This is a genomic window from Streptomyces sp. NPDC026672, assembly GCF_040638185.1.
In the GTDB taxonomy this organism is placed as follows: domain Bacteria; phylum Actinomycetota; class Actinomycetes; order Streptomycetales; family Streptomycetaceae; genus Streptomyces.
Map to the genome: position 1 here is coordinate 36,733 of NZ_JBEZXS010000029.1, position 18,529 is coordinate 55,261.

The following is an 18,529-nucleotide window of genomic DNA, read 5'->3' on the forward strand; positions in this document are numbered from 1 at the left end:
CTCCTGGGAAGGACTCCCTCCGTGGCAACGACGACCCCCACCCGGGGTGCCCACACCTCACCCCCCGGCGGCGCCGTGTCGAAGGACCACGACCGGCGCTCCTGGCGCACCCGGCTGTGGCGTTTCGACGACCTCGCCTCGCCCTACGCGTACATCGCCCCCTTCTTCCTCGTCTTCGGCGCCTTCGGTCTGTACCCGCTGCTCTACACCGGCTGGATCGCCCTGCACCGGGTGGAGATGACGAGCCTCGACCAGTCCGAGTGGGTCGGCTGGGACAACTTCGCGAGGATCCTCCAGGACTCCGAGTTCTGGACGGCCGTGACGAACACCTTCGTCATCGGCGTCATCTCGACCGTCCCCCAGCTCCTCATGGCGCTGGGCCTCGCCCACCTCCTCAACTACAAGCTGCGCGCCAGCACCTTCTGGCGGACGGTGATCCTCACCCCGTACGCCACCTCGGTGGCGACCGCGGCCCTCGTCTTCGCCCTGGTCTTCCGCGCCGACGGCGGTCTGCTCAACTGGGTGCTGCACTTCGTCGGCATCGGCAACACCGACTGGGGCAACGGGGAGTGGACCTCCAAGATCGCCATCTCGGTCATCGTGATCTGGCGCTGGACCGGCTACAACACCCTGATCTACCTGGCGGCCATGCAGGCCGTGCCGACCGATCTCTACGAGGCGGCCTCGATCGACGGGGCGACCCGCTGGCAGCAGTTCCGCAAGGTGACCATCCCCTCGCTGCGGCCGACGATCCTGTTCACCATCGTCATCTCGACCATCGGGTCCATGCAGCTGTTCGGTGAGCCCCTGCTGCTCCAGGGCGGCACCCTCGGTTCCATCGGCGGCAACGAGCACCAGTACGAGACGCTGAGCATCTACCTCTTCAACTACGGCTGGAAGCTGGGGCACCTGGGCCCGGCCGCGGCCGTGGCCTGGGCCATGCTCGTCCTCCTGCTGCTCATCGCCCTGATCAACTGGATCGTCGGCCGGTTCGTGCGCAAGAGCGCGGTCTGACGGGAGCGGAATCCATGACCACGACCAGCCCCACCGCCGCACCGGACCTCGCTGCGGCCACGCTCCCCGCCCCCGGCAAGGGCCGCGGCCGTTTCAAGATCGGCGCGGGCCAGCAGCTCAAGGGCGGCCCGTTCACCTACGCCACCCTGGTCGTCGTCGGCCTGGGCTCGATCTTCCCGCTCTACTGGACGCTGGTGGCCGCCTCGCACGACCAGCAGCGGGTCCTAGACACCCCGCCGCCGCTCGTGCCGGGCGGCCATCTGTGGAGCAACCTCCAGTCGGCCTGGGAACAGGCCCACCTGGGCAAGGCCATCGTCAACAGCGTGATCGTCTCCGGCTGCATCACCGTGGCCACGCTGTTCTTCTGCACCCTGGCCGGCTACGCCTTCGCCAAGATGCGCTTCCGCGGCCGGGGCGCCCTGATGACCGCGGTCATCGCCACCCTGACGATCCCGCCGCAGCTCAGCGTCGTCCCGCTGTTCATGATGATGTCGGACATCGGCTGGGGCGGAAAGCTGGAGTCGGTGATCTTCCCGACCCTGGTCGGCGCCTTCGGTGTCTTCTTCATGCGGCAGTACCTGCTGGAGGCGCTGCCGTACGAGCTGATCGAGGCCGCCAAGGTCGACGGCGCGACCAACATCCGCATCGTGTGGAACGTGGTCCTGCCCGCGGCCCGGCCCGCGATGATGGTGCTGGGCATGCTCACGTTCGTCCAGGCGTGGAACGACTTCTTCTGGCCCTTCCTCGCCCTCAACCAGGAGAACCCCACCATCCAGGTGGCACTCGGCCAGCTCAGCGCCTCGTACACGCCCGACCAGAGCATCGTCATGGCCGGCGCGCTGATCAGCACGCTGCCGCTGCTGCTGGTCTTCGTGATCTTCGGAAAGCAGATCGTCGGGGGCATCATGGCGGGCGCCGTCAAGGGCTGACCCCCACCGAGCCGCCGGTCACGCACCCTCCCCGGTGCGCCGTACGGTCCGCGTCCGCGGGCCGTACGGGACCGGCGCCGCCGTTCCTCCCCGCTTCACCGGACCACCGTCCGATCCTCCACCGCCAATTTGGGAGCGCTCTCACATGACCGCCGTACGACCCGAGACCACTGCCCGGCCGGCCTCGGACACCAGCTTCCCGCCCGGTTTCGTCTGGGGCACCGCCACCGCCGCGTACCAGGTCGAGGGCGCCGCCGCCGAGGACGGGCGCACCCCCTCCATCTGGGACACCTACAGCCACACGCCCGGCAGGGTCCGCAACGGCGACACCGGCGACATCGCCGCCGACCACTACCACCGCTACCGCGACGACGTGGCCCTGATGAAGGACCTCGGCCTCAAGGCGTACCGCTTCTCCATCTCCTGGTCCCGTGTCCAGCCGACCGGCCGCGGCCCCGCCGTCGAGCGCGGCCTCGACTTCTACCGCCGGCTCACCGACGAGCTGCTGGAGGCGGGCATCACCCCCGTCGCCACCCTCTACCACTGGGACCTGCCCCAGGAGCTGGAGGACGCGGGCGGCTGGCCGCACCGCGACACCGCGCACCGCTTCGCCGAGTACGCCGACCTCGCGGCCCGCGCCCTCGGCGACCGCGTCGGCGTGTGGACCACCCTCAACGAGCCCTGGTGCTCGGCCTTCCTCGGCTACGGCTCCGGCGTCCACGCCCCCGGCCGCACCGACCCGGCCGCCACCCTGCGCGCCGCCCACCACCTCAACCTCGCCCACGGACAGGCGATCGGCGCGCTGCGCGCGGTCCTGCCGGCCACCGCGCAGACCTCCATCACCCTCAACCTGCACCAGGTGCGCCCGCTCACCGACAGCGCCGACGACGCCGAGGCCGCCCGCCGCATCGACGCGGTCGGCAACCGGGTCTTCACCGGCCCCATCCTCGACGGCGCCTACCCCGAGGACCTGCTCGCGGACACCGCCCACCTCGTCGACTGGGGGCGACTGGTCCAGGACGGCGACCTGGCCGAGATCTCCCGGCCCATCGACGTGCTCGGCGTCAACTACTACTCGCCGACCGTCGTTTCCCTCTCCCGCGACGGCGCCGGCGCCACCAAGAACGACGGCCACGGCGCGAGCGACCACTCCCCGTGGACCGGCTCCGACCAGGTCGCCTTCCACCTTGCCAACGACCGGCTCACCGCGATGAACTGGGCCATCGACCCGAACGGCCTGCACACCCTGCTGACCGGTCTCGCGGCCTCGCACCCCGACCTGCCGCTGATGGTCACGGAGAACGGCGCCGCCTTCGACGACTACGTCTCGCCCGAGGGCAAGGTCAACGACCCGCAGCGCATCGCCTATCTGCACGCCCACCTCGACGCCGTCCGCCGGGCCGTGGCCGACGGCGCCGACGTGCGCGGCTACTTCCTGTGGTCCCTGCTCGACAACTTCGAGTGGTCCTACGGCTACTCGAAGCGCTTCGGCGCCGTGTACGTCGACTACGGCACCCAGCGCCGCATCCCCAAGGCGAGCGCGCACTGGTACGCCGACGTGATCCGCGCCAACGCCCTGCCGGCCGACGCCCCGCAGGACTGACGCCCGGCCGCCGAGCCACGAGGGGCGCCGCCGGGACACCGGCGGTGCCCCTCCGTCGTCCGAACGCCCCCACGGCGGAGTGATGAGGGGAGGGAGTGCCCGAGGGGTCCCTACTGTTACATTCCTGCCCCGACGGGTGAGAACGGAAGGCGGCGACCATGACGGTCAATGGCGGGCGGGGCGGGCGGCGGCCCACCCTGGAAGAGGTGGCCGCCCGGGCCGGTGTGGGCCGGGGCACGGTCTCCCGGGTGATCAACGGTTCGCCCCGCGTCAGCGACGCCACCCGCGCGGCCGTCGAGGCGGCGGTCGCCGAACTCGGGTACGTGCCCAACACCGCCGCCCGCGCCCTGGCCGCCAACCGCACCGACGCCATCGCCCTCGTCGTGCCCGAGCCGGAGACCCGGTTCTTCGCGGAGCCCTACTTCTCCGACATCCTGCGCGGCATAGGCTCCGAACTCTCCGACACCGGCATGCAGTTGCTGCTGACCTTCGCGGGCAGTGACCGGGAGCGGGAGCGGCTCGCGCAGTATCTGGCCGCACACCGGGTGGACGGTGTGCTGCTGGTGTCCGTGCACGCGGACGACCCGCTGCCCGACCTGCTCGCCCAGTGGGAGATCCCGGCCGTGATCAGCGGCCCGCGCTCGGCGGCGGAGACGCTCACCTCGGTCGACTCGGACAACTACGGCGGCGCCCGCTCGGCGGTCGAGCACCTGCTCGCCCGGGGGCGGCACACGATCGCGCACATCACCGGGCAGCTCGACGTGTACGGCGCCCAGCGGCGGGCCGACGGCCACCGGGACGCCCTGCGCGACGCCGGGCACCCCGAGGACCGACTCCTCGTGGAGACCGGTGACTTCACCGAGGAGGGCGGCCGGCGCGCGATGGCCCGGCTGCTGGAGCGCCGCCCCGGCCTCGACGCCGTCTTCGCCGCCTCGGACGTCACGGCGGCGGGTGCCCGCCAGGTCCTGCGGGAGGCGGGCCGCCGCATCCCCGAGGACGTGGCGCTGGTGGGGTACGACGACTCGGCCATCGCCCGGCACATGGACCCGCCGCTGACCAGCGTGCGCCAGCCGATCGAGAAGATGGGCCGGGCGATGCTGGACCTGCTCCTGACCGAGATCGCCGACCGCCGGCTCGGCGCCTCCCGGGAGGCGGAGCGCCGGCACGTGGTACTGCCCGCGGAGCTGGTGGTGCGGGCGTCGTCGTGACGGGCGGGGGACACGGAAAAGCCGGTGACCCCGTCTTCCGACGGAGCCACCGGCTGATCCTTCAGGGTGAGTGACGGGACTCGAACCCGCGGCATCCTGGACCACAACCAGGTGCTCTACCAGCTGAGCTACACCCACCATGACCGGCGGTTGACTTTGTGGTTTCCCCGACCGGCCGAGAAAAAGTGTACAGGGTCCGAAGGGGTGCTCGCGCACGGCTTTCGCGGCGCCCCGCCGCGCGCCGCGCGCGGGGGACTAGCGGGCGGGCAGGACGTACTTCGCGGCGATCGTCCGGGCGGTGTCCGAGTCCGGGCCGGGCTGGGGCACGAAGACGGCCTCGCGGTAGTAGCGCAGCTCGGCGATGGACTCGCGGATGTCGGCGAGGGCCCGGTGGTTGCCGTTCTTCTCCGGGCTGTTGAAGTAGGCGCGCGGGTACCAGCGGCGGGCCAGCTCCTTGATGGAGGACACGTCGACGATGCGGTAGTGGAGGTAGTCCTCCAGGGTCGGCATGTCGCGCAGCAGGAAGCCGCGGTCGGTGCCGACGGAATTGCCGCACAGCGGGGCCTTGCCGGGTTCCTTCACGTGTTCGCGCACATACGCCAGGACCTGCTGCTCCGCGTCGGCCAGTGTCGTGCCGCCGGACAGCTCGTCGAGCAGCCCGGACGCGGTGTGCATCTGCCGCACCACCTCCGGCATCGTCTCCAGCGTCGAGTCCGGCGGACGGACGACGATGTCCACGCCCTCGCCGAGCACGTTCAGCTCGGAGTCGGTGACCAGCGCGGCCACCTCGATGAGCGCGTCGTCGGACAGCGAGAGGCCGGTCATCTCGCAGTCGATCCACACCATGCGATCGTTCATGTGTCTCACCTTACGGCGAGGTGGCGCGGGGTGAGCCGACCGTGCGGTGACCTTGTGGGCCGGGGCCCGAGAGAGGATCTCGGGCCCCGGGGTGTCACGAACCCGCGCGGGGCCCCGGGAGGGCCGCCCGGCTGGTGACGTACTGGTCGGGCGACAGGCTCATCGCGGCCGCCGTGCGCCGGGTCTGCATCGGGACCGAGGTCTCGGGGTGCAGCACGGAGGGCATGGACAGACCGGCGGGCGGGCCCGAGGGACCACCCGGCACCGGGGCGTCGGCGTCGGTCCTGTCGCCCTGGGGCCGGCGCGCCCGGTACGCGGCGCGGTACGCCGCCGGCGACGAGCCCAGCTGTCGCCGGAAGTGTCCGCGCAGGGCCACCGGGGAGCGGAAGCCGCAGCGGCCCGCGACCTCGTCCACCGAGTAGTCCGACGTCTCCAGGAGCCGCTGCGCCTGGAGTACCCGCTGGGTGATCAGCCACTGCAATGGCGCGCTGCCGGTCAGCGAGCGGAACCGGCGGTCGAACGTACGGCGGCTCATGTACGCGCGGGCCGCCAGCGTCTCCACGTCGAACTGCTCGTGCAGGTGCTCCAGCGCCCAGGCGACGACCTCGGCGAGCGGGTCGGCGCCGATCTCCTCGGGTAAAGACCTGTCGAGGTAGCGCTCCTGACCGCCCGAGCGGCGCGGCGGCACCACCAGACGCCGGGCGAGCGCGCCCGCCGCCTCGTTGCCGTGGTCCGTACGCACGATGTGGAGGCACAGGTCGATCCCGGCCGCCGTACCGGCGGAGGTCAGGACGTCCCCGTCGTCCACGAACAGTTCCCGCGGATCCACGTGCACCGACGGATAGCGCTTGGCCAGCGTCGGCGCGTACATCCAGTGGGTCGTGGCGGGGCGGCCGTCGAGCAGGCCGGCCGCCGCGAGCACGAACGCGCCGGTGCACAGACCGACGATGCGCGCGCCCTCCTCGTGTGCCCGGCGCAGCGCGTCGAGCGCCTCCTCCGGCGGCGGGGAGGTGATCGAGCGCCAGGCGGGCACGACGACCGTGCCCGCGCGCGAGATCGCCTCCAGGCCGTGCGGTGCGGAGAGTTCCAGGCCCCCTGTGGTCCGCAGCGGGCCGTCCTCGCCCGCGGCCACCAGCAGTCGGTAGCGCGGCACTCCGGCGTCCTGGCGGTCGATCCCGAACACCGAAAGTGGTATGGAACTCTCGAAGATGGGGCCGCCGCTGAACAGCAGCACCGCGACGATCTCCTTGCGGCGTCGCCCGGCCAGCTTGCGGGCCGCGGCCTCCGGCGCGGCAGTGGAGTCGTGGCTCATCCTGCTAAGCCCCCCTCGGTGGTCGCGGCTCCTCGGTTGTGTCGCTCCTGCACGTTTCCCCTCGGTCCTGCACGAGTCCCCCGCCGTAAGACAGTCAAGATCGAATCTACTGGGTCCCGCGGGCCCGCGGTGACCAGTTCGACTCGCGGCACATTGTCGACATGACAACTTGGCGTGAAGCATTCGATCACGAAGCGTTGCACTCGCGGGCCGTGCAGGGAAGTGCGCCTTGTCGCAGTGGCCAAACCGCATAGGGTGCACGGGTCGCCCGGGACCGTTTCCGTGCAGGTGGAACGGGGGTTGGGGGGTGGTTCGGGTACCTCTCGCACCGGGTCCGGAAGTTGGCTGAAAAGCGACGGGAACGTGCGCCGAAACCGGTCAGTCGACCGGTGTCCGTCGCCGGGTGTGACGTCCGCCTCTTCTGTGCGCCCCGCGCTCGGAACGGCGCAGGAGGAAGCGGCACGCGCCGGTCACGGCGGCCAGTCCCAGAGCCGTACCCGCGGCGCCGGCGAGCGACCCGCCGTACCAGACCAGAACCAGCGGGACGAGGACACAGCTGAAGGCCGCCCAGCGGACGAGATCACCCACGGTGTCCGGGGTGTGACGCGATTCGGTCGTGGCCCGCCGTCCGGACATCTCGTCGCTCCCTGTGGCGCTCCCCGGGTACCTGTGGATCACGGGGTTCAACGCGTGTTCGATCTCCCGGTCACTGTGCGGGTCCGGGCCGTGCGGCCACCCGGCGGAATCCCGTGCAAACCGCCTGTACGGGGCAGGGGCCATTGCGTTTGCCCGGCCCCTCGTGCATGCTCCGGTGAACCCCGACGGGCCTTCCGTGGATCTCTCCGCGGAGCGCACGCGGGATCTGGGCTAAGGAGGCGTGCAGCCGTACCCTTGGGGGTATGGGGTTGGGAAGATGTTTCCCGGACACAGCTCCGCCGCACACTGTCGTCCCACCCACGAGGATCACAACGCCGAGACACCCATGGCCGGTCACGAATTCTTCGAACCCGCGGACCGCAAGCGGCCCGTCGCCGATCCCACGGCGGCCGAGCCCCTGGCGGCGGAGGAGTCACGCCCTTCCTGCGACCCAGCCTTCAAACACGGAGTGGTCGTCGGTTTCGACGGCTCCACGTCCAGCGAGCGCGCCCTCGCCTATGCGATCGGCATGGCGTACCGCTCCGGCTCGGGTCTGATCATCGTCCACGTCGCCAACCGACTGCCCACCACGGTGTGGGCCGGCTGTGAGCCACCCGTCTTCGTCGACGTCCCGGACCACCGCACGGAGGTGCTCGGGCTGGAACTCGCCTGCGCGGAGCACCTGAACGAGGTGCCCTGGATACTCGTCGAGCGCGGTGGCGACATCTGCCACGAACTCGAAGAGGTGGGGCGGGAGTACGAGGCGGACGCGATCGTCGTCGGGTCCACCCACGGCATCGTCGGCCGGATCTTCGGCTCCGTCGCGGGGCGGCTCGCCAAGCGTGCGCAGCGTCCCGTGATCGTCATTCCCTGACGGTTGCTCCGCTGGTTCCGCCGGGTTCAAAAGGCTTGCGGAGGCTTGCGTCGGGCATATACCCGGCATCGCACGTGAGCGAGCGGGCGGGCGGGCTGCGGGTGCCGGGGAGTGACGGCCACGGTTTGGCGCAGCCGGGGCCGGGAGTTGGGCATCCCGGTGACTATGACGGACCCCCCGTGGTGGTGGCTACACGTGGGGGTCCGTTTCGTTGTCCGGCCCGTGCGGGTGTGTGGGGGCTGATCGCGCAGTTCCCCGCGCCCCTTTGGGGCGTGGGCTATTCGACCGTTACCGACTTGGCCAGGTTGCGGGGCTTGTCGATGTCTCGGCCCAGGGTCAAGGCCGTGTGGTAGGCGAGGAGTTGGAGGGGGATGCCCATGAGGATCGGGTCGAGCTCGTCCTCGTTCTTGGGGACCACGATCGTCTCGTCGGCCTTCTCCTGCTCCTGGTGGGCGACCGCGAGGATCCGGCCGCTGCGGGCCTTGATCTCCTCCAGGGCGGCGCGGTTCTTCTCCAGCAGGTCGTCGTCGGGGACGATCGCGACCGTGGGCAGGGCCGGCTCGATCAGCGCCAGCGGCCCGTGCTTCAGCTCGGACGCGGGGTAGGCCTCGGCGTGGATGTACGAGACCTCCTTGAGCTTCAGGGACGCCTCGCGGGCCACCGGGTAGCCCCGGACACGGCCGATGAACAGCATCGAGCGGGCCTCGGCGTAGCGCTCGGCCAGCTCCCTGACCGTCTCCTCCTGCTTGAGGATCTCGGTGATCTGCTCGGGCAGCCTGCGCAGCCCCTCGATGATCCGCTTGCCGTCGCGCACGGACAGGTCACGGGTGCGGCCGAGGTGCAGGGCGAGCAGGGCGAAGGCGACCGTGGTGTTGGTGAAGCACTTGGTCGACACCACGCAGACCTCGGGGCCGGCGTGCACGTAGATGCCGCCGTCGGCCTCGCGGGCGATCGCCGAGCCGACGACGTTGACCACGCCGAGCACCCGGGCGCCCTTGCGCTTCAGCTCCTGCACAGCGGCGAGCACGTCGTAGGTCTCGCCGGACTGGGAGACCGCGACGTACAGGGTGTCGGGGTCGACGACGGCGTTGCGGTAGCGGAACTCGGAGGCCGGCTCGGCGTCGGCGGGGATGCGGGCCAGCTCCTCGATCATCTGGGCGCCGATCATGCCCGCGTGGTACGAGGTGCCGCAGCCGAGGATCTTCACCCGGCGGATCCGGCGGGCCTCGCGGGCATCGAGGTTGAGGCCGCCGAGGTGCACGGTGGAGAAGCGGTCGTCGATGCGGCCGCGCAGCACGCGGTCCACGGCCTCGGCCTGCTCGTGGATCTCCTTGTGCATGTACGTGTCGTGGCCGCCCATGTCGTACGACTCGGCCTCCCACTCGACGGTGGTCGGCTCGGCGGTGGTGCGGGTGCCCTCGGTGGTGTAGGTGCGGAAGTCGTCCGCCTTGAGGGTGGCCATCTCGCCGTCGTCGAGGGTGACGATCTGCCGGGTGTGGGCGACCAGCGCGGCGACGTCGGAGGCGACGAACATCTCCTTCTCGCCGATGCCGAGGACGACGGGCGAGCCGTTGCGGGCGACCACGATGCGGTCGGGGAAGTCGGCGTGCAGGACGGCGATGCCGTACGTGCCCTCGATCAGGCGCAGCGTCTCGCGGACCCGGTCCTCCAGCTTCTCGGCGGTGGAGCGGGCGATGAGGTGGGTGAGGACCTCGGTGTCGGTCTCGGAGAGGAACCCGACGCCGTCCGCCTCCAGCTTGCGGCGCAGGTCGGCGGCGTTGTCGATGATGCCGTTGTGGACGACGGCGACCTTGCCCGCGGCGTCCATGTGCGGGTGGGCGTTGACGTCGGAGGGGGCGCCGTGGGTGGCCCAGCGGGTGTGCGCGATGCCGGTGGTGCCCTTGAAGCGGGCGGGGACCTTGGCCTCCAGGTCGCGGACGCGGCCCTTGGCCTTGACCATCTTCAGGCCGGCCGTCTTCGGGGCGGTGACGACGATGCCCGCGGAGTCGTAACCCCGGTACTCCAGCCGCTGGAGTCCTTCCAGCAGCAGCGGGGCGACATCACGCTTACCGATGTATCCGACAATTCCGCACATGTGTATGGGTATCCCTCAGCCGTAGACCATGCGGCGCAGCTGCCGGAGCGAGAGCTCCGGCGGGGACACCGCCCGGTATCTCAGGTCCGCCTCGATCCGTTCGAAGATCGCCGTGTTCACCAGGCCCTGGGCCCGGAGTTCACGGTGGCGGCGACGGACGAACTCCTCGGTCGTCTCGTCGAAGAACGCCAGCACGTCCTGGACCACCCGCAGGGCCTCGCCCCGGTTCAGGGGCGTGGACCGCGTCAGATGATCAACGAGTTCGTCGTGCACCCGGTAGATCCTGGGGCACGGACGCCGCTTTCGCAAGAATCCTGCCCGATTCCGGGCACCGGCCGGTGGGATTCCTCGGCGGGGCGGCCGGTCCGGTAGTCGGCGCCGGCGGCTCTTGTGCGGTTCTTCGGGAGGATCGCACCCCGCGGGGCTCGGCGCGCCGGTTGTGCGGGAAGGTGGTCTCCACCATTTCCGAAGGGAGCGCATGTGAGACGGCACCACAGCACGACTCCCCGTATGGCCCGGATCCTCGGATCCCTGCTGCTCGTCGCCGCGGCGGGCGCCTTCACCTCGGCCGGGGCCCCGGCGGCCGAGCCCTCCGGGATCACCCCGCTCGGCCGGGTGATCCCGGCGCCCGCCTCCGTCGTCCCGGCCGGATCGCCGTACCGGATCACCCGCGACACGCGCATCGGCGTCCCCGACTCCCGTGCGGCGCGCGAGGTCGGCGAGTACCTGGCCGGACTGCTGCGGCCCTCCACCGGCTACGCCCTGCCGATTACCACCCGCGGCGACGCGGACCTCCGACTCCGGCTCCGCGAGGGCGGGTTCGGCGCCGAGGGCTACCGGCTCGACAGCGGGCGGGGCGGGGTCACCATCACCGCGAGCGCCCCGGCCGGTCTCTTCCACGGTGTCCAGACCCTGCGTCAGCTGCTGCCCGCCGCCGTGGAGAAGAGGTCCGCGCAGCCCGGACCCTGGACGGTGGCCGGCGGCACCGTCGAGGACAGCCCGCGCTTCCCCTACCGGGGCGCGATGCTGGACGTCTCCCGGCACTTCTTCACCGTCGACCAGGTCAAGCGCTACATCGACGAACTGGCCCTCTACAAGGTCAACGAGCTGCATCTGCACCTCAGCGACGACCAGGGCTGGCGCATCGCGATCGACTCCTGGCCGCGCCTGACGGCCCACGGCGGCTCCACCCAGGTCGGCGGCGGCCCCGGCGGCCACTACACCAAGGCCGACTACCGGGAGATCGTCCGCTACGCCGCCTCCCGCTATCTGGAGGTCGTGCCCGAGATCGACATGCCCGGCCACACCAACGCGGCCCTCGCCTCGTACGCGGAACTGAACTGCGACGGCGTCGCGCCCCCGCTCTACACGGGCACCGAGGTCGGCTTCAGCTCCCTGTGCGTGCCCAAGCCCGTCACCTACGACTTCGTGGACGACGTGGTCCGGGAGATCGCCGCCCTCACCCCTGGCCGCTACCTCCACATCGGCGGCGACGAGGCGCACTCCACCGCCCACGACGACTACGTGACGTTCATGGACCGGGTCCAGCCGGTCGTCGCGAAGTACGGCAAGAAGGTCATGGGCTGGCACCAGCTGACCGGTGCCCACCCGGCGAAGGGCGCCCTCGCCCAGTACTGGGGCCTGGACGACACCGACGCCGCCGAGAAGGCACAGGTCGCCGAGGCCGCCCGGAACGGCACCGGGATCGTGCTGTCCCCGGCCGACCGGGTGTACCTCGACATGAAGTACACCGACGACACGCCCCTCGGCCAGGACTGGGCGGGTCTGGTGGAGGTGCGGCGCTCCTACGACTGGGACCCGGGCGCCTATCTGGACGGGGTGCCGGCCTCGGCCGTGCGGGGCGTGGAGGCGCCCCTGTGGACGGAGACCATCGCCGACGTCGCCGGCATCGAGTACATGGCGTTCCCGAGGCTCCCCGGCGTGGCCGAGCTGGGCTGGTCCCCGGCCGCCACCCACGACTGGGACTCCTACAAGGTGCGCCTCGCCGCGCAGGGCCCGCGCTGGGAGGCCCGCGGCATGTCCTACTACCGCTCGCCGCAGGTGCCCTGGACCACCTGAGCCAGCGCTGACGGGCACCCCGGAGGACCGTACTCCGGGGTGCCCGCCGGTCCGTGCCCCAGTGGGGCACCACAGTCGACGGCGGGACGGCGACGGTCAGGTCGGCAGGCCCAACTCGCGGGCGATCAGCATGCGTTGGACCTCGCTCGTGCCCTCGCCGATTTCGAGGATCTTGGAGTCGCGCCACATGCGGGCGACCGGGTACTCGTTCATGAAGCCGTAGCCGCCGTGGATCTGCGTGGCGTCGCGGGCGTTGTCGACCGCGACCGTCGACGAGTGCAGCTTGGCCAGCGCGGCCTCCTTCTTGAAGGGGGCGCCGCTCACCAGACGGGCGGCGGCGTCGCGCCAGGCCAGGCGGGCCGTGTGCGCCTTCATCTCCATGTCGGCGATCTTGAACTGGATCGCCTGGTTGGCACCGATCGGGCGCCCGAAGGCGTGCCGCTCCTTGGCGTACTTCACCGACTCGTCCACACACCCCTGGGCCAGCCCGGTGGCGAGGGCGGCGATGGCGATGCGGCCCTCGTCCAGGATGCGCAGGAACTGGGCGTAACCCCGGCCCTCCTCGCCCAGCAGGTTGGCGGCGGGCACCCGGACGTCCGCGAAGGACAGCTCACGGGTGTCCGAGGCGTTCCAGCCGACCTTGGAGTAGGGCGCCGCGACGGTGAAGCCCGGGGTGCCGGACGGGACGACGATCGCCGAGATCAGCGGCCGGCCGTCCGGCTTGCGGCCGGTCACCGCCGTCACCGTCACCAACCCGGTGATGTCCGTACCGGAGTTGGTGATGAAGCACTTCGTGCCGTTGATCACCCACTCGTCGGTGTCCGGGTCCAGCCGCGCCGTCGTGCGCGTGGCCCCCGCGTCGCTGCCGCCGTCCGGCTCCGTCAGCCCGAACGCGCCCAGGACCTCCCCGGAGCACAGCCGCGGCAGCCACTCCCGCTTCTGCTCCTCGGTGCCGAACAGGTGCAGCGGCATTGCGCCCAGTGAGACCCCGGCCTCCAGCGTGATCGCCACCGACGAGTCCACCCGGGCCAGTTCCTCCAGCGCCACGCCCAGCGCCAGGTAGTCGCCGCCCATCCCGCCGTACTCCTCCGGGAACGGCAGCCCGAACAGGCCCATGCGGCCCATCTCGCGGACGATCTCGTAGGGGAACTCGTGCTGCTCGTAGAACTCGCCGATCTTGGGCGCCACGACGTCGTGCGCGAACTCCTCGACGGTGCGCCGGAGTTCTTCCAGCTCGGGGGAGAGTCGGTAGTCCATGGCTGTGATCACTGCTCCTGGTGGGAGAGGGCGCGGACGGTGCGCGACGGGCTCGGACGGCCCAGCCGCTCGGCCATCCACACGCTGGTGGCGGTGAGACGGCCGAGGTCGACCCCGGTCTCGATGCCGAGGCCGTGCAGCATCCAGACGAGGTCCTCGGTGGCGAGGTTGCCGGTGGCGGACTTGGCGTAGGGGCAGCCGCCCAGGCCGCCCGCGGAGGCGTCGACGGTGGTGACGCCGTGCTGGAGCGCGGCCAGGGTGTTGGCGAGCGCCTGCCCGTAGGTGTCGTGGAAGTGGACGCCGATCACATCGGTCGGCACCCCCTCCTCGTTGAGGAGGGCGAGCAGGTCGAGGACCTGGCCCGGCGTGGCGACCCCGATGGTGTCGCCGAGACTCAGCTCGTCGCAGCCCATGTCCCGCAGCGCCCGGCACACCCGCACCACCTGGTGCGCCGCCACCGGGCCCTCCCACGGGTCGCCGAAGCACATGGAGACGTAGCCGCGCACGTGCCGGCCCTCGTCCTTGGCGTGCCGCACCACCGGGTCGAACACCGCGAGGGACTCGTCCAGGGTGCGGTTGAGGTTGGCCTTGGCGAAGGACTCGGTGGCGCTGGCGAACACGGCCACCCGGCGGGCGCCGAGCGCGAGCGCCCGGTCCAGGCCCCGCCGGTTGGGCACGAGCACCGGCAGCGCCACCTCGCCGAGGTCGCCGAGCAGCGGGAACAGCTCCTCCGCGTCGGCCAGTTGGGGCACCCACTCGGGGCGCACGAAGCTGGTCGCCTCGATCGTCGTCAGCCCCGCGTCGGCCAGCCGGTGGACGAACTCGGCCTTCACCGCGGTCGGCACGGACGTCTTCTCGTTCTGCAGCCCGTCGCGCGCGCCGACCTCGTGGATGCGGACCCGGGCGGGCAGGTCCGGGGCCGGCACGGTCATCGGCAGTCCGAGTTCCGGGGTGCTCATGCCGTCTCCTCCTCGTGCGGGGCGACCAGGGCCTCGTGCGGTGCGACCACGGCGAGCACCTGGTCCATGGCGACCGTGGTGCCCGGCGTGACGTCGAGTTCGGTGACCGTGCCGGCGTGCGGGGCGGAGACGACGTGCTCCATCTTCATCGCCTCCACCACCAGCAGGCTCTGCCCGGCGCTCACCTCGTCGCCGACGGCGACCTTCACCACCGTGACCGTGCCGGGCATGGGCGCGGTCAGCGAGTCGGCGCCCGCGTGCGCGGCGCCCGTGAGCGACGCGGCCACCGGGTCGTGGTCGCGCACCTGCCAGGCGTCCCCGTCCCGGCCCAGCCAGGTGCCGTCCGGCAGGGCGGCGAAGGAGTGGGCGACGCCGTCGAGCAGGAAGGCGAACCGGTGCTCGTCGCCGGGGCGGGGCCGGCCCCCGGACGCCCGCAGCGGTGTGCCGGCCCCGGGCAGCAGCAGCTCCGTCCCCCCGTCCGGCGTGCTGCGCACCCGCACGGTGACCGGGTCGTGGCCCGGCACCCGCAGATGGTGTGCCGTCCAGGCCCGTTCGCCGCCCAGGCGCCAGCCGTCCGCGGCGGCGAACGGGTCGGTCCAGCCGGAGCCGTCGGCGGGCGCGGCAGAGGGCGCCAGGGCGGCCTGGCGCAGCAGCGCCGCCGCCGCGTACGCCTCCGCGGGCACCCCGTCCGGCACGAGTGCGTCCATGTCCCGCTCGACCAGCCCCGTGTCCAGCTCGCCCGCCACAACCGCCGGATGGGCCAGCAGCCGGCGCAGGAACCCGGCGTTGGTCGGCACGCCCAGCGTGACCGTGCCGGCGAGGGCCGCGCGCAGCCGGCGCAGCGCGGTCTCCCGGTCGGAGCCGTACGCGATCACCTTGGACAGCATCGGGTCGTAGAGGCTGCTCACCTCGGTGCCCTCGGTCAGTCCGGAGTCGGTGCGCACACCGTCGCCCTGCGGCTCGCGCAGGGCGAGCACGGTGCCGCCCGACGGCAGGAAGCCGCGCACGCCCTCCTTGACGGACACCGTCTCGGCGCAGAGGCGGGCCTCGACCGCGTGCCCGGTCAGCCGTACGTCCTCCTGCGCGAGGCCGAGCGGTTCGCCCGCCGCCACCCGCAGCTGCCACTCCACCAGGTCGAGCCCGGTGACCAGCTCGGTGACGGGGTGCTCCACCTGGAGCCGGGTGTTCATCTCCATGAAGTAGTACGCCGAGGGGTCGCCGCCGGGGACGATGAACTCGACCGTGCCCGCGCCCCGGTACCCGCAGGAGCGCGCCGCCTGCACGGCCGCCTCGCCCATCGCCGCCCGGGTCGCCTCGTCGAGGAGCACGCTGGGCGCCTCCTCGATGAGCTTCTGGTGGCGTCGCTGGAGGGAGCACTCGCGCTCGCCGAGGTGGACGACCCGGCCGTGTCCGTCGGCCAGCACCTGGATCTCGATGTGCCGGGGCCGGTCGATCCACCGCTCGACGAGGAGCGTGTCGTCGCCGAAGGAGGCGCGGGCCTCGCGGCGGGCGGCGGTGATCTCGTCGGCCAGCGCGCCCTCCTCCCGCACCAGGCGCATGCCCTTGCCGCCGCCGCCCGCGGACGGCTTGAGCAGCACCGGCATGCCGATCTCCCGGGCCGCGTCGGCGAGCTGCGCGTCCGTGAGGCCGCTGCCGCTGGAGCCCGGCACGACCGGCACCCCGGCCGCCCGCACCGTCTCCTTGGCGCGGATCTTGTCGCCCATCAGGGCGATCGCGTCGGCCGGCGGCCCGATGAACACCAGGCCCGCGTCGGCGCAGGCGCGCGCGAAGGCGGCGTTCTCCGCCAGGAACCCGTACCCGGGGTGGACGGCCTGGGCGCCGGTGCGGGCGGCGGCCTCCAGCAGCCGCTCCACCGACAGATAGCTCTCGGCCGCGGGCGCCGGACCGATCCGCACCGCCGTGTCGGCCTCCCGCACGTGCCGCGCATCGGCGTCCGCGTCGGAGAAGACGGCCACCGAGCGCACGCCCAGCGCGCGCAGCGTACGGATGACCCGCACCGCGATCTCACCGCGGTTGGCCACGAGGACTGTCTCGAACATTCCCACCCTCACATCCGGAAGACGCCGAACTGCGGCTCGCCCAGCGGGGCGCCCGCACAGGCGGTCAGGGCCAGGCCCAGCACCTGCCGGGTCTCCAGCGGGTCGATCACGCCGTCGTCCCACAGCCGCGCGGTCGCGTAGTAGGCGTTGCCCTGCCGCTCGTACTGCGCGCGGATCGGGTCCTTGAACGCCTCCTCCTCCGCCGCGGGCCACTGCTCGCCGCGCGCCTCCAGCTGGTCGCGCTTGACGGTCGCGAGGACCGACGCGGCCTGCTCGCCGCCCATCACGGAGATCTTGGCGCCGGGCCACATCCACAGGAAGCGGGGGGAGTAGGCCCGGCCGCACATCGAGTAGTTGCCCGCGCCGTACGACCCGCCTACCACGACCGTCAGCTTGGGCACCCGGGTGCAGGCGACGGCCGTGACCATCTTGGCGCCGTGCTTGGCGATGCCGCCCGCCTCGTAGTCCCGGCCCACCATGAACCCGGAGACGTTCTGGAGGAACAGCAGCGGGATGCCGCGCTGGTCGCACAGCTCGATGAAGTGCGCGCCCTTCTGGGCGGACTCGGAGAACAGGATGCCGTTGTTGGCGACGATCCCGACCGGGTGGCCGTGGATCCGCGCGAAGCCGGTGACCAGGGTCTGGCCGAACTCGGCCTTGAACTCGGCGAAGCGGGAGCCGTCGACCACGCGGGCGATGATCTCCCGCACGTCGTAGGGGGTGCGGGAGTCGACGGGCACCGCGCCGTAGAGCCCGTAGGGGTCCACCTTCGGTTCCACGACGGGGGTGGTCCGCCAGGGCATGGGGCCCCGGGCGGGCAGCGTCGCGACGATGTCGCGCACGATCCGCAGCGCGTGGGCGTCGTCCTCGGCGAGGTGGTCGGTGACCCCGGAGACCCGCGCGTGCACCTCGCCGCCGCCCAGTTCCTCGGCGGTGACGACCTCGCCGGTGGCCGCCTTCACCAGGGGCGGGCCGCCGAGGAAGATCGTGCCCTGGCCGCGCACGATGACGGCCTCGTCGCTCATCGCCGGGACGTACGCCCCGCCCGCCGTGCAGGATCCGAGGACCGCGGCGATCTGGGGGACGCCCGCGCCGGACATCCGGGCCTGGTTGTAGAAGATCCGCCCGAAGTGCTCGCGGTCCGGGAACACCTCGTCCTGCATGGGCAGGAAGGCGCCGCCCGAGTCCACGAGGTAGAGGCAGGGCAGCCGGTTCTCCAGGGCCACCTCCTGCGCGCGCAGGTGCTTCTTCACGGTCATCGGGTAGTAGGTGCCGCCCTTGACCGTGGCGTCGTTGGCGACGATCACGCACTCGCGGCCGGCCACCCGGCCGATCCCGGCGACGACCCCGGCCGCCGGCGCCTGCCCGTCGTACATCCCGTCGGCGGCCAGCGGGGCCAGCTCCAGGAAGGGCGAGCCCGGGTCCAGCAGTGTGTCCACCCGGTCGCGCGGCAGCAGCTTGCCGCGGGCCGTGTGCCGGGCGCGGGCCTTCTCGCCGCCGCCGAGCCGGGCCGCGGCGAGCTTGTCGCGCAGTTCCCCGACGAGCGCGCGGTGCGCCTCCTCGTTGGCCCGCCAGGCCGCCGACGCGGGGTCCGCCGCGCTCGTCAGCTCCGGTGCCTCTTGCATCCTCGCGGTCCCCTCACCCA

15 protein-coding genes and 1 tRNA gene are annotated in these 18,529 nt (G+C 72.0%); 6 read left to right on the forward strand and 10 right to left on the reverse strand.

The window, feature by feature from the left end; translation table 11 throughout:
• Positions 1 to 21 precede the first annotated feature (21 nt).
• The 4 genes from AB0F77_RS29185 (at position 22) to AB0F77_RS29200 (ending at position 4,754) form a co-directional block, all read left to right on the forward strand.
• Positions 22 to 1,014, forward strand: coding sequence for a sugar ABC transporter permease (locus AB0F77_RS29185; RefSeq protein ID WP_361954658.1), 993 nt, complete (start codon positions 22 to 24; stop codon positions 1,012 to 1,014).
• Positions 1,015 to 1,028: 14 nt separating this feature from the next.
• Positions 1,029 to 1,943, forward strand: coding sequence for a carbohydrate ABC transporter permease (locus tag AB0F77_RS29190; RefSeq protein WP_361954659.1), 915 nt, complete (start codon positions 1,029 to 1,031; stop codon positions 1,941 to 1,943).
• A 145-nt stretch (positions 1,944 to 2,088) separates the two neighbouring features.
• The gene (locus AB0F77_RS29195; protein ID WP_361954660.1) at positions 2,089 to 3,546 is read left to right on the forward strand and encodes a GH1 family beta-glucosidase; all 1,458 of its coding nucleotides are present in this window, start codon (positions 2,089 to 2,091) and stop codon (positions 3,544 to 3,546) included.
• 158 nt (positions 3,547 to 3,704) lie between these two features.
• A complete protein-coding gene (locus AB0F77_RS29200; protein WP_361954661.1) occupies positions 3,705 to 4,754 on the forward strand; it encodes a LacI family DNA-binding transcriptional regulator in 1,050 nt (349 codons plus the stop codon).
• A gap of 65 nt (positions 4,755 to 4,819) precedes the next feature.
• Here AB0F77_RS29200 and AB0F77_RS29205 read toward each other — a convergent pair.
• From AB0F77_RS29205 to AB0F77_RS29220, 4 genes are all read right to left on the reverse strand, one after another.
• Positions 4,820 to 4,892, reverse strand: a tRNA-His gene (locus tag AB0F77_RS29205).
• A 117-nt stretch (positions 4,893 to 5,009) separates the two neighbouring features.
• Complete coding sequence (gene orn / locus AB0F77_RS29210) at positions 5,010 to 5,612, reverse strand: oligoribonuclease (protein ID WP_361954662.1); 603 nt, start codon at positions 5,610 to 5,612, stop codon at positions 5,010 to 5,012.
• 94 nt (positions 5,613 to 5,706) lie between these two features.
• Positions 5,707 to 6,924 carry a helix-turn-helix domain-containing protein gene (locus AB0F77_RS29215; protein ID WP_361954663.1) on the reverse strand — a complete coding sequence of 406 codons (1,218 nt, stop codon included), beginning with the start codon at positions 6,922 to 6,924 and terminating at the stop codon, positions 5,707 to 5,709.
• A gap of 378 nt (positions 6,925 to 7,302) precedes the next feature.
• The gene (locus AB0F77_RS29220; protein WP_361954664.1) at positions 7,303 to 7,560 is read right to left on the reverse strand and encodes a hypothetical protein; all 258 of its coding nucleotides are present in this window, start codon (positions 7,558 to 7,560) and stop codon (positions 7,303 to 7,305) included.
• 346 nt (positions 7,561 to 7,906) lie between these two features.
• On the opposite strand from AB0F77_RS29220, the gene AB0F77_RS29225 reads away from it, so the two are divergent.
• The gene (locus AB0F77_RS29225; RefSeq protein ID WP_361954665.1) at positions 7,907 to 8,434 is read left to right on the forward strand and encodes a universal stress protein; all 528 of its coding nucleotides are present in this window, start codon (positions 7,907 to 7,909) and stop codon (positions 8,432 to 8,434) included.
• A 277-nt stretch (positions 8,435 to 8,711) separates the two neighbouring features.
• Here AB0F77_RS29225 and glmS read toward each other — a convergent pair whose 3' ends face one another.
• Both glmS and AB0F77_RS29235 read right to left on the reverse strand, forming a co-directional pair.
• Positions 8,712 to 10,529 carry a glutamine--fructose-6-phosphate transaminase (isomerizing) gene (glmS, locus tag AB0F77_RS29230; protein WP_361954666.1) on the reverse strand — a complete coding sequence of 606 codons (1,818 nt, stop codon included), beginning with the start codon at positions 10,527 to 10,529 and terminating at the stop codon, positions 8,712 to 8,714.
• A 15-nt stretch (positions 10,530 to 10,544) separates the two neighbouring features.
• Entirely contained in the window at positions 10,545 to 10,802 is a 258-nt protein-coding gene (locus tag AB0F77_RS29235) for a hypothetical protein (protein ID WP_361954667.1), read from the reverse strand.
• A 207-nt stretch (positions 10,803 to 11,009) separates the two neighbouring features.
• Between AB0F77_RS29235 and AB0F77_RS29240 the strand changes: the two genes are divergently transcribed.
• Positions 11,010 to 12,608 carry a beta-N-acetylhexosaminidase gene (locus AB0F77_RS29240; RefSeq protein WP_361954668.1) on the forward strand — a complete coding sequence of 533 codons (1,599 nt, stop codon included), beginning with the start codon at positions 11,010 to 11,012 and terminating at the stop codon, positions 12,606 to 12,608.
• 96 nt (positions 12,609 to 12,704) lie between these two features.
• Here AB0F77_RS29240 and AB0F77_RS29245 read toward each other — a convergent pair whose 3' ends face one another.
• The 4 genes from AB0F77_RS29245 to AB0F77_RS29260 are packed head-to-tail and all read right to left on the reverse strand — an operon-like array spanning position 12,705 to position 18,509.
• Positions 12,705 to 13,865 (reverse strand): acyl-CoA dehydrogenase family protein, encoded by a 1,161-nt coding sequence (locus AB0F77_RS29245; RefSeq protein ID WP_361954669.1) that lies wholly within the window; start codon positions 13,863 to 13,865, stop codon positions 12,705 to 12,707.
• Positions 13,866 to 13,873: 8 nt separating this feature from the next.
• On the reverse strand, positions 13,874 to 14,824 hold the full coding sequence (locus AB0F77_RS29250) for a hydroxymethylglutaryl-CoA lyase (protein ID WP_361954670.1): 951 nt from the start codon (positions 14,822 to 14,824) through the stop codon (positions 13,874 to 13,876).
• Positions 14,821 to 16,884, reverse strand: coding sequence for a biotin carboxylase N-terminal domain-containing protein (locus tag AB0F77_RS29255; RefSeq protein WP_361954671.1), 2,064 nt, complete (start codon positions 16,882 to 16,884; stop codon positions 14,821 to 14,823). Before AB0F77_RS29255 ends, AB0F77_RS29250 begins: the two co-directional genes overlap by 4 nt.
• Before the next feature lie 8 nt (positions 16,885 to 16,892).
• On the reverse strand, positions 16,893 to 18,509 hold the full coding sequence (locus AB0F77_RS29260) for a carboxyl transferase domain-containing protein (protein WP_361954672.1): 1,617 nt from the start codon (positions 18,507 to 18,509) through the stop codon (positions 16,893 to 16,895).
• Positions 18,510 to 18,529: the final 20 nt, after the last annotated feature.